Genomic DNA, 12,591 nt, shown 5'->3' on the forward strand with positions numbered 1-12,591 from the left:
AAAAGTCCCTATAGAGGATATCAAGGCATTGTGCATTACCATTTTTATACTTATAAAAGAGCTGGTTAGCACCATCATTATACTAATTTCAGCCCCTAATGTTACCAATAGTTCTTGGCATTTGAAGGCATTCATACAAAGATCTTTCTTTCATTAGAATCGCTACAAAAGAACAAACAAAAAATATACCACCGCACTATTTTATTAAAAATTTTCTCTGTAAAAAAGAGAACACAAATTATCTGTCTTCATATAAAGATTTGTTTAATTTTTTTATATTCCAGATCATTTAGAAATGTTAAAATATCTCATAATCTCCTTTGATATCAGCTTGTTTACCTCATCAGAAGTCTTAATACAAAAGATCGCTTTTGCTTTATTACTCTCCATTTAAATTTTTAATATTATATAAAAAAATAAAACAAGCACATTTAAATAATAACTGTCAGATATTTAAAAAATTGCATATTTTTAAATGCGTTTGTTTATTTTCCTTCATTGAGTAAAATTTCACGTTTTCCAACATGATTAGCGGCTCCAACAATGCCTTTTTCTTCCATCCGCTCGACGAGAGAAGCTGCTTTATTATAGCCGATTGAAAGTCGGCGCTGAATATAAGATGTTGAACATTTTTTATCACGCATAACAATTTTTACAGCTTGGTTATAAAGTTCCTCACCCTCTTCATCAAAATTTTCTTCCTCAGAAATTTCAGCCGCTGAATCAACAGAAGTATCCTCTTTGTTATCGTCTTCATTATCCGTTACCGTTGCCAAATAATCAGGTTTTCCTTGCATTTTAAGATGTGCAACGATGGATTCAACTTCTTCATCTGAGACAAAAGGTCCATGAACGCGCACAATGCGTCCACCACCAGCCATATGAAGCATATCCCCCTGACCTAAAAGCGTTTCAGCACCTTGTTCACCCAAGATCGTACGACTATCAATTTTTGACGTTACTTGAAAAGAAATGCGGGTAGGAAAGTTTGCTTTAATTGTACCGGTGATAACATCAACAGAAGGACGTTGCGTTGCCATAATAAGATGAATACCTGCCGCACGCGCCATTTGCGCTAAACGCTGAATGGCATTCTCTATCTCTTTCCCTGCCACCATCATAAGATCAGCCATCTCATCAACAATCACAACAATATAAGGAAGCTGCGTGAGATCCATGGCTTCTTCATGATAAAGCATTTCCCCTGTTTCCTTATCAAAACCCGACTGAACAGTACACATGATCGTTTCGCCTTTTTGAGCTGCAAGTGCAACGCGTGCATTAAAACCATCAATATTACGCACACCCAACTTAGCCATTTTGCGATAACGCTCTTCCATTTCACGAACAGCCCATTTTAAAGCTGTTACTGCTTTTTTGGGATCTGTGACAACGGGTGTTAAAAGATGTGGAATGCCATCATAAACAGAAAGCTCTAACATTTTAGGATCAACCATGATCAAACGACACTGCTTTGGTGTCATACGATAAAGAATCGACAAAATCATTGTATTAATTGCAACAGACTTGCCTGATCCTGTTGTTCCTGCAACCAATAAATGAGGCATTTTTGCTAATTCTGCAATGACCGGTTCACCATTAATCCCCTTCCCCAAAGCAAGAGCAAGTTTAAATTCACTTTCACGAAAAGAACGTGTTTGGATTAATTCCCGTAAATAAACGGTTTCACGAACCGCATTGGGTAACTCAATCCCGATAACATTACGTCCAGGAATTACAGCAACGCGTGTAGAAATAGCAGACATAGAACGCGCAATATCATCAGAAAGATTAATAACGCGCGATGACTTTACGCCCGCGGCGGGTTCAAATTCATACATTGTTACCACTGGCCCTGGATGAACATGGATAACTTCACCCTTAATGCCAAAATCTTCCAAAACACTTTCCAAAAGTCCAGCACCACGTTCTAATGTTTCTTGAGGAATCATCGTACCTTCATGAAAAACAGGTTCCTGTAATAAGTTGATCGGAGGAAATTCATAAACATCACAGTCAATAGATTGAATATTTTGCATAAAAGCAGAATCATAATTACCTAATGGCATACGAGTAGATTGTAATGTTTTAGTTTTACTGTTTGCTTGCATCACAGAAAAATCTTTTGAATTCTTTGTGACGGCTTTGTTTATACAATCAACAGTATTATTGGCGACAGTATTATTGCTATTTTCAGTCTCTATACTCGCCCCTGCATCGCTTAACGCCCCTGTATTACTTAACGTATGAGCAGAATCTTCAACAGAAAGCTTAGAATGACTCTCTTTAGTAGTATCATTATTTGTATGCATTAAATCAGAAATTTTCTCAACGCCTCGCATCCTTTCCGCTGGAGATTCTGATGTAATTGAATCATAGAGTTGTGGAAAGCGGTATTCAAGAACACGGTAAAGAGCCGTTATTGACTCATCAAAGGCTGTGGGAATATCCGGTGTAATTTCATTTGTCGTATCAATTGATATTCCATCCTCTTTTGACGTTTGAGTCTCCACATGTTCAAATATCAAAGATTCACACTCAAAAAATGCATCATCGGAAAGATGCAAAGCAGGTTTTATTTTTTGTAGCACATTTTCCACTTGTAATTTACGTTCTTGTTCATCCTCCTCAAGTGGAATATTTGCTGACGGCATATGAATAGCTTGTCGTGACAACTGCTTCAGAACCGTTGAATGACAAACTGATGTTTTATTCTCTATTGATTGAGGATTAATGACTTTTTTTGTCGAAAGAATATTGGTTGTTTTCTTGTTACAACGTACAATATCTGTATCTGTAATTTTTTTTTGATCTTGCTTCGTAAAAATTTTAAACTGTTTTGCAAAAACTGGATCTGTTTCTATACGACGACGCAAAATCTCAACTTCTGGGGTTCTCGTGAAACGGACGTTTTTTCCGAGGGCAAATGCCTTTTTCCACACTTCCGGATAAGGAAATATCTCAGTAATCTTAACAGATAAATCTTCTCTTGATGCACCTTCCGTACTATCATCAGAAAAAGAAGACGTAGAAATAGATTTTGTTTTCGAATTATGCATGGCACCCAACAAATTTATAGCAATGAGAAAAATAACCTTTTCAAAAAGAATTCGTAGAAACTATCATACGAAGGTTAATAACCTTTTGCTGATGGTTACTTTTTAATGAAAAAAATAATGCCATAATGCATATTCATAATCTGCCTTTTGCATATTTACGATATAAATTGCTCAGTTTATGGTGTCATAGAGCTCGTATTTCATTTGTTTTGAAGAAAACTTCATGATAAAAAAGCTTCAAGAAAATTGTCTATGCCTCTCTTTCTCTCCCTTTTCATAAAAGAAACTAGTCTCAATAATACAATAAGCATTGCTCTATTGAATTCTCCATGCTCAATTATCACGATATAATCTAATTTCTCGCGTTTTTATAAGATTACCCTTGTTATCCTCGTTTAAAAAGGCTTAGACTAAGACAATCATAATTACATAAATACAAATAGAAAAAAGGGAGTGAATTATGTTTAATAAACGGAAATTTTATATCAATGGTCTATGGGATGAGCCAAGCATTCCTCACGATTTTGACGTCATTAATCCATCAACAGAGGAGGCTTGTGCTGTCATTAGCCTTGGAAGTACAAAAGATGCCGATAAAGCAATTAATGCGGCTAAAGAAGCGTTTCAAAAATGGAAAACAACGTCACCAAATGAGCGTCTTGGATTTGTTGAAAAAATTCTAGAGATCTACGAAAAACGTTCCAAAGACATGGCAAAAACCATTTCAATGGAAATGGGAGCACCGATTGATATGGCGCTTAATGCGCAAACTGCAACCGGAAGTTCCCATATTCGCAATTTTATCGAAGCTTATAAAGAGTTTTCGTTCCAAGAAACTTTAATAAAGGGAAATGAGCAAGCAATCCTTCACTACGATCCTATCGGCGTCGTAGGATTAATTACGCCATGGAATTGGCCCATGAATCAAGTAACTCTTAAAGTTATTCCTGCTCTCTTGGCTGGCTGTACCATGGTGTTAAAGCCCTCTGAAATTGCGCCTCTTTCTGCTATGCTTTTTGCTGAATTTTTAGATGAAGCCGCACTTCCAGCCGGTGTTTTTAATTTAATCAATGGTGATGGTGCGACTGTCGGCTCTTACCTCTCTGCACATCCAGATTTAGAAATGATCAGCTTTACTGGTTCAACTAGAGCAGGAAAAGATATTTCTAAAAATGCCAGCGCTACTTTAAAAAGAGTCTGTCTGGAACTTGGTGGAAAAGGAGCGAATATTATCTTTGCTGATGCCGACTCAGATGCTATTCAACGTGGTGCACGACATTGCTTTTATAATAGTGGACAAAGTTGTAATGCACCGACTCGTATGCTTGTGGAACAGAGCATCTATGACAAAGCCATAAAAATAGCCAAAGATATTGCAGAAACAACAAAAGTAGGACCAAACTGCCAAGAAGGAAATCATATTGGACCTGTCGTTTCAAAAAAACAATATGATAAAATTCAAGATCTTATCCAATCGGGAATTGATGAAGGTGCAACTCTTGTTGCAGGCGGGACTGGTTTACCAAAAGGAATGGAACGCGGTTATTATGTCCGTCCAACAGTCTTTGCTGATGTAAAACCTCATATGCGTATTTTTAAAGAAGAAATCTTTGGTCCAGTTCTCTCGATTCTTTCTTTTAGTACAGAAGAAGAAGCCGTCGCTTTAGCGAATGAGACTGAGTATGGTCTTACAAACTATATTCAATCGCAAGATCGCAACAAATGTCGTCGTATTGCGGCACAAGTACGCTCTGGTATGGTAGAAGTTAATGGACATGGATTACCCAGTGGAAGCTACTTTGGAGGTGTAAAATTTTCTGGGCGCGCTCGTGAAGGAGGACATTGGGGAATTAAAGAATTTCTCGATAGTAAAGCAATTTCGTACTGGTAAAATCTTATTAAAAACTTAATAGGAATCGTATGGTAATACAGAAAATAACGGATGAAGGTGCTCTTGGGCAACGTCTTGATCAGTGGCTCGCAAAACAATATCATGATGTGCTCTCGCGTTCGCGTTTGCAAACCCTCATCCGTGAAGGCTGTCTTAAAATTGATGGTCAATTCATAAAGGAACCAAAAACAAAATTAAAACCTAACCAAATAATTGAATTGGAAATGCCTGACCTTCGTGATGCAGAACCTAGCGCTGAAGCCATTGCATTGGACATTCTTTTTGAAGATGATCATGTCATTGTTATTAACAAACCAGCTGGTCTTGTTGTTCATCCTGGGAATGGCAATTGGACCGGTACATTGGTTAATGCCCTTATTTACCACTGTGGGAATAGTTTATCTGGTATAGGTGGTGTTAAACGCCCTGGCATTGTCCATCGTCTTGATAAAAATACAAGCGGTGTTATGGTTGTTGCAAAAAATGATCTAGCTCATAAAAGTCTCAGTGCTCAATTTTCTGATCATGGACGTACCTGCGCATTAGATCGACGCTACCATGCCTTGATTTGGGGAACACCTCAGCGCAATGTCTGGACAATTGATGCATCACTTGGCCGTTCGCCCCATAACCGGACAAAGCAAGCTGTCATCCATAACCAAAACCCTTATGCTCGTCATGCTGTTACACATGTTTCTCTGCTTGAAAAATATGGCTCTCATGCAGACTCAACATCTTTTGCTAGCCTTCTGGAATGTCGCTTGGAAACTGGACGCACCCATCAAATCCGTGTTCATATGACTCATATTGGGCATCCACTCATAGGCGATACAGTTTATGGAAACGCTTTTAAAACAAAATCAAACACATTCAACCCCACTATTAGAAATGCAATCGATCAATTCAACCGACATGCACTCCATGCTGCAAGTCTTACTTTTGAACATCCTTCTACCGGTAAAGTTATGTCGTTTTCCGCACCACTGCCTCAAGATATGGCTAAACTTATTAAACTTTTTAAAAAAGTGAATTGAAACTTTTCCCCTTCTCAAGATTTCACAATAAAATATCTTTTTTTGAACAAAATTGAAAAATATGCTAGAGTGAGATTATGAGGATAGTTAGCTATCTAAAACATAGAATTTGCCTTATCAGGGAATTCAAACAAAAGGAGGGTGCTATATGGCCCATATGAATTTATTATCAGTAATGACAGGTGATGGTGGTTTAAACCGTTACTTGGAAGAAGTGCGTCGTTTTCCAATGCTTGAGCCAAAAGAAGAATATATGTTAGCTCAGCGTTACCGTGAGCATAATGATCTAAAAGCTGCGCATAGGCTAGTAACCAGCCATTTGCGTCTCGTAGCTAAAATCGCGATGGGATATCGGGGCTACGGACTTCCCATTGGGGAAGTCATTTCAGAAGGCAATGTTGGACTCATGCAAGCTGTTAAACGTTTCGAACCAGAGCGGGGTTTTCGTCTTGCAACCTATGCAATATGGTGGATTAAAGCGTCAATCCAAGAATATGTATTGCGCTCTTGGAGTTTGGTGAAAATGGGGACAACAGCTAATCAAAAGCGTTTGTTTTTCAACCTTCGTAAGTTAAAAAGTAAACTTCAAGCACTTGATAGTGGCGATCTCAATGCAGAACAAGTGAAAAAAATTGCAATCCAGTTGAATGTCACAGAAGATGAAGTTGTATCAATGAATCGTAGGCTTGGTGGTGACACTTCACTCAACGCACCAATTCGAACAAAAGAAGGGGAAAACAGTGAGTTGCAAGATTGGTTGGTGGATGAATCTAACGATCAAGAACAAATTTTAATTGAAAAAAGTGAATTAGAAAATCGCCGTTCCATGCTCATAAATGCCATGGACAATCTCAATGAACGCGAAAAGCGTATATTTAAAGCGCGTCGTTTAAACGATGTACCACTAACCCTAGAAGAACTCTCTGGTGAATTTAATATTAGTCGAGAACGAGTAAGACAAATTGAAATGCGTGCATTTGAAAAAGTGCAAAACTCTATCAAAGATTCTACTTTATCTCAAAGTCAAGTATAAAACCTAGAGTTAAGTATAAAGCCAATGGTTTGCACATTCTTTAAATGTGAAAATGAAAAAAAGCATGCCTTGGCTTTATATTTGTAAATTAGCCTATCGAATTCTTTAAGTTATTGATATGTAAAGCTTTATTGAATATATTTGGTATATAATTGATAAAGACGGTCGTAGAAAATTCTTCACAGCCGTTTATTTTTTTGCATCTATGTTTTATTTTTTTGACCAAGAACTGTTAACTTATCTTGTTGTGCAAGCCATTGTCCAATAACTTCATTAAAAATAGACTTACCTGTTGGTCCTTTTGCAAAGGTTAATTCACTTATACGCCCGTTTTTATCCGTTAACACCAAACGCATCCAATCTAATTCTCGCATCAATTGTAAATTTCGATCAAGAAATGGATGATTACCACTCAATGCGACAAGAAAAAAGTCATCGTTAATCTTTGCAGCAATGGTTCTTGTTAAAGCCTGTCCAATGGATTGTTCACTTGCTTTAAAGGTTAATGCTTGAACATTGCTTATAGCTTTACCTGAAAATTTATCAGAAAGAATAAAAACAAGGTCCATAATATATGCAGCAGGAAATGACTGATCGGTATTACGACGTAAAATTAACCGTAATGATACCCCTTCATCAGGAATTGTTATATCACCTTGTATAGTTGTTTCTTCTGGAGCCCCCTTCACTTGAGATTCTTTTATAAGCGTCCAGCGAGCACTTCCCGTTGCTATCTTTTCTGCATCATAATTTGTACGTGCTTGATAGAAAACAGCTTCACCTGATTTTTCAAGCGATTGCAAATTGCTATCAACAACTGTTGAGAGTACTTCTTCATCCGAAGAATCTATCGCTTGTTTTAAACCAACATCAATTTCACTTCCATCCTCTAATAAGCGTTGTGTTAACTTTCTCTTAATTGGAAATGCCTTTGGTACTCTGTGAGAAGCTTGAAGATTCTCTTCTAAAAACTGATGATCATTTGATACAAATACACGCTCACCAACAAAAAAAATACCAACAATTAAAACAACAAAACTAACAACAGAAACAGCACTTATTACAATACGCCTTTGCACTAACGATTTATTAGCACGACGTAAAGCCTGAGAAAAAATGTGCGAAACAATATGCGGATTATCTTCCTGCGAAGGAGAAATCTTTAACACACTGCTATTAACATGCTGAGAAGGCACATCAGCCTCCATATTAACAGGCTCTGCATCTGGTATATCTGATACACAAAGCTCATCAAATACCTTGTTATCCTTTGAACGCGTAACAAAATCCTGTTTTCTTTTTATATTTACCTCTGAAAATTCATTATTCTTTGGTAATATAGTTTTTTTTGTATATTTCTTATCTTCATTTATATTTGTGGGATTCCACCCAATAACTGAAGAAAGCCGCTTCTTTTCAACTGCTAAATATTCTCCTTCAACAGTTGCAATAGAACTTTGAAGAACCTTTCTCTGTTCATCCGCTATTGCTTGTGGTATTTTTGCTGTTAAAAATTGATGTTCTAGTGTTTCGGTAGCACGCTTATAAATCCGCTTACGCACTTGTGGTGTAATATTATTTTGTGCATTAATTGTCTTTTTTAAGATTCCAACGAAATCTACCATTTCCTCTATAATCTCTCTTAAATTGAGAAAAAATCAATAGTAAAGCCAAAAAACTTTATTTTAGCCTTCTAAATTGATTGCCATTTAATATCTAAATTGATTGCCATTTAATATTGGTACAACTATCGCAATAATGTAAAATGAATATGAAAAATAAACAATGCTATTTTGCACCTTTCTCTCACATGCTCTTAAAAACTTTTTTGTAAAAAGAGACAAAAACGCACAGAGAACATATATAGAAATCTAAAAATAATAATCAATTAACAAAGGGATCCGTAATAAGAATAGTATCTTCACGCTCTGGACTTGTGGATAATAAAGCCACTTTTGTATTAATCAGTTCTTCAATATAGCGTATATATTTAATAGCCTGCACTGGTAAATCTTCCCACCTCAATGCATGTGCTGTTTCTTCCTTCCAACCTTCTAATGTTGCATAAACAGGCTTCACCCGATCCTGAGCTCCCATGGAAGAAGGTAAATAATCAATTCTTTTACCATCAAGCTCATAACCAATACAAATTTTTATTTCATCCAAACCATCTAAAACATCAAGTTTTGTCAATGCTATACCTTGAACACCGCAAATTGTTACCATCTGACGTACTAAGACAGCATCAAACCAACCACATCGACGCTTTCGACCCGTTACAACACCAAATTCATGTCCACGCACTCCCAGAAATTCACCAATATCATTTATCTGCTCTGTCGGGAACGGCCCTTCTCCAACGCGTGTAGTATAAGCTTTTGCAATACCCAAAACATAATGAATTGCATCAGGTCCCATCCCCGAACCTGTACATGCTTGCCCAGCAACTGTATTAGATGACGTTACATAAGGATAAGTTCCAAAATCATTATCTAATAAAGCACCTTGCGCACCTTCAAAAAGAATGTGTTTCCCTCCTCGATAACCTTCATCTAAAAGACGCCACGTACAATCCATAAAGGGCAAAATTTTATCCGCAACTTGCATCAATTCATCATAAAGTGCTCGAGAATCAATCTCTGCAACACCCATCCCACGACGCAAAGCATTATGATGCCTCAAAAGCCGCTCAATCTTAGCCATAAGTGTATCTTTTTCTGCTAAATCCATCACTCGGATAGCACGACGTCCCACCTTATCTTCATAAGCCGGTCCAATACCACGCTTTGTTGTACCAATTTTTAAACCAGATAAACCGCTTTCTCGAATTGCATCAAGATCACGATGCAAAGAAAGAATCAAAGGAGCATTTTCAGCAATACGCAAAATTTCTGGTGTGATTTTTACACCCTGATCACATAGTTTTTTTACTTCTGCAACAAAATGATGAGGGTCAACAACAACACCATTGCCTATAATTGATAACTTGCCACGCACTAAACCAGACGGTAAAAGTGATAATTTATAACTGACTCCATCAACAACCAATGTGTGGCCAGCATTATGCCCCCCCTGATACCTCACCACGATATCTGCTCGCTCAGATAACCAATCTACAATTTTACCTTTGCCTTCATCACCCCATTGTGTACCGACAACAACTACATTGGCCATAACTTTCTCCGTCGTGTTTGGTTAAAAAAACCAGCATTCAAAAACAAACACTTCTTTATAACGAAACCTTAGAGCAAGTGCGACTCCTCATTTCAGATTTTTCTCAATCTTCAAGTGATTAAATTTTCAAATTTATGATAATAAAGATAAGCAAATACCAAAATATTTTAAATCTGTTATTTTTGCTACAACAAAGTAAAAAAAATAGAGATTTTAATTTGTGCGTATCCAACACCTGACAGAGCATTCATTCTCTCTCTTAATCTTTTACAATTCACGTAATATTTAGATGCTGTCTGTCTGATACAAGAATACGAAAGATCATCATAATCTTTCGTATCCTTTTTTGTTTAAAAATACGTTGTGAAAATCACCAGTAATTATTTAAAGCTGTGCTTTTTCAACTTGGAACGCCCACTCAAGCCATTGTGTCAAAATTTCAAGATCGGAAGCCTCAATTGTTATACCCGCCCAAATTCTAAGCCCAGGAGGAGCATCGCGATACGAACCGATATCATAAGCAACCCCTTCCTCATCAAGACGTTTCACAACCGCTTTTATAAAAGATACTCGCTTTTCCGTATCCAAAGCAGTAATCACTGGATCCACAATATCTAAACAAATAGCGGTGTTAGAACGCACTTCAGGATCTTTTGCCAAATATTCTAACCATGGCGTTTTGCGAACAAAAGCATCAAGTACAGAAAAGTTTTTCTCAACCCGTGCTCTTAATGCCGCTGCACCTCCTAGAGACTTTGCCCACTTCAACCCATCAAGAAAATCCTCAACACAAAGCATAGAAGGTGTATTGATTATCTTTCCTTTAAAAATATCTTCGTTCAATTTTCCATTTTTTGTCATATAGAAAAGTTGAGGCATAGGCCAAGCTGGAACATGATTCTCAAGCCTCTCAACAGCACGAGGACTTAAAATCACCATACCATGTGCAGCCTCACCTCCCAAAACTTTCTGCCATGAAAAAGTAACAACATCTAATTTTGAAAAATCAAGATATTGCGCAAAAGCTGCCGATGTTGCATCACAAATGGTCAATCCAGCCCGTTTATGCGGAATGAAATCCGCATTAGGAATACGCACACCAGAAGTTGTCCCATTCCATGTAAAAACAACATCCCGATCAAAGTCAAGTTGTGTTAAATCTGGTATTTCACCATAAGGAGCTTCAAAACGACGCACATCAGAAAGCTTTAATTGCTCGACAACATCTTTATTCCACCCAAATCCAAAACTTTCCCACGCCGCCATATCAATGCCACGCTCACCTAATAGAGACCATAGAGCAGCCTCAACAGCACCGGTATCTGAACCGGGCATAATTCCTATACGATGATCAGAAGGAACCTCAAGAATCTCACGGGTTAAATTAACAACTTCAGCAAGTTTTAATTCTGCTTCTCTAGATCTATGTGAACGCCCAACTACTGCATTTTTAAGAACATCAAGAGTCCAACCAGGCCGTTTACTACAAGGGCCTGAAGAAAAATTAGTATTATTGGGACGACTACTTGGTTTTTGTAACATTATCATTATTTCTCCCCTTTTAGATGTTTTTTTCTTTATAAAGAAAAACAAATTATTATAAAGACTAATCAACAATCTTTTTAGAAAAAGTCAAAAATGTTGTCTATTATTTCGTATGCTTAAAATTCACGGAAACTTTATAAAAAAATCTTTCTTAATCATGCTTCTCGATTGATTCTTTTAATTTTTTTCGTATCACCACCACGATAAGACAGCATTCTAATAACAATACACTAAAGTGTCCAATATACCTATCAAATTTATTTTATGATAAAGATTCATTGATAACGCTCTAGAATAGGGAGATAAACTTATTAAAAAATCAATTATTTTTCTTTTGATGACTGGACAGAGAAAATTTTAATGTTATAACCGCAAACGCTTTATGTTTTTTATGAAGCATGCCCAGATAGCTCAGTTGGTAGAGCAGCGGACTGAAAATCCGCGTGTCCGTGGTTCGAATCCGCGTCTGGGCACCACACTCTTCTTTGTTGTATGTAACCTATTTTTTTATTGACTTTTAAGTTAATGGTGCCTGAGTAAAGTTAAGGGAATAGGGTTTCTAACATTTGTCTATAAAGCACGCTTCACACAATAACAATATATTGATTTATAATGATAATTTACTGTTTTGTATATTGAATTAGACCCCCGAATAACGTAAGATTCTCTCATTTCAAATCTGTTTATCTTGAATCAATCAAAACCGCTTGCTTGCACGTCATAAGCGGGGCTGATGTGTGGGTAAAAATTGTACAAGAAAGGAGTAAAAATGGTTCTTATGAACCGTCTTAATGCAAGGGCTGTCGCAACACCCACGAGCTGGCAAATATAATGATGGTGCCGGCTTGTTACTTC

The 12,591-nt window shown here is 37.1% G+C and carries 7 protein-coding genes and 1 tRNA gene; 4 read left to right on the forward strand and 4 right to left on the reverse strand.

Features of this window, described 5'->3' with window-relative positions; genetic code table 11:
• Positions 1-485: 485 nt before the first annotated feature.
• The gene (locus ACFIKN_RS06700; protein ID WP_375643324.1) at positions 486-3,059 is read right to left on the reverse strand and encodes a DNA translocase FtsK; all 2,574 of its coding nucleotides are present in this window, start codon (positions 3,057-3,059) and stop codon (positions 486-488) included.
• 460 nt (positions 3,060-3,519) lie between these two features.
• On the opposite strand from ACFIKN_RS06700, the gene ACFIKN_RS06705 reads away from it, so the two are divergent.
• From ACFIKN_RS06705 to rpoH, 3 genes are all read left to right on the forward strand, one after another.
• Positions 3,520-4,950 carry an aldehyde dehydrogenase family protein gene (locus ACFIKN_RS06705; RefSeq protein WP_273790357.1) on the forward strand — a complete coding sequence of 477 codons (1,431 nt, stop codon included), beginning with the start codon at positions 3,520-3,522 and terminating at the stop codon, positions 4,948-4,950.
• 29 nt (positions 4,951-4,979) lie between these two features.
• A complete protein-coding gene (locus ACFIKN_RS06710; protein WP_375658121.1) occupies positions 4,980-5,984 on the forward strand; it encodes an RluA family pseudouridine synthase in 1,005 nt (334 codons plus the stop codon).
• A gap of 148 nt (positions 5,985-6,132) precedes the next feature.
• Positions 6,133-7,017 carry an RNA polymerase sigma factor RpoH gene (rpoH, locus tag ACFIKN_RS06715; RefSeq protein ID WP_273790355.1) on the forward strand — a complete coding sequence of 295 codons (885 nt, stop codon included), beginning with the start codon at positions 6,133-6,135 and terminating at the stop codon, positions 7,015-7,017.
• A 203-nt stretch (positions 7,018-7,220) separates the two neighbouring features.
• Here rpoH and ACFIKN_RS06720 read toward each other — a convergent pair whose 3' ends face one another.
• The 3 genes from ACFIKN_RS06720 to ACFIKN_RS06730 form a co-directional block, all read right to left on the reverse strand.
• Complete coding sequence (locus ACFIKN_RS06720) at positions 7,221-8,642, reverse strand: hypothetical protein (protein ID WP_375658122.1); 1,422 nt, start codon at positions 8,640-8,642, stop codon at positions 7,221-7,223.
• Between the two features lie 259 nt (positions 8,643-8,901).
• Entirely contained in the window at positions 8,902-10,191 is a 1,290-nt protein-coding gene (locus ACFIKN_RS06725) for an adenylosuccinate synthase (protein ID WP_273790353.1), read from the reverse strand.
• Positions 10,192-10,575: 384 nt separating this feature from the next.
• Positions 10,576-11,739, reverse strand: coding sequence for a phosphoserine transaminase (locus ACFIKN_RS06730; RefSeq protein ID WP_273790352.1), 1,164 nt, complete (start codon positions 11,737-11,739; stop codon positions 10,576-10,578).
• Between the two features lie 397 nt (positions 11,740-12,136).
• Between ACFIKN_RS06730 and ACFIKN_RS06735 the strand changes: the two genes are divergently transcribed.
• Positions 12,137-12,212, forward strand: a tRNA-Phe gene (locus tag ACFIKN_RS06735).
• Positions 12,213-12,591: the final 379 nt, after the last annotated feature.

It is taken from the genome of Bartonella sp. CL436QHHD (assembly GCF_042195105.1).
GTDB lineage: Bacteria > Pseudomonadota > Alphaproteobacteria > Rhizobiales > Rhizobiaceae > Bartonella.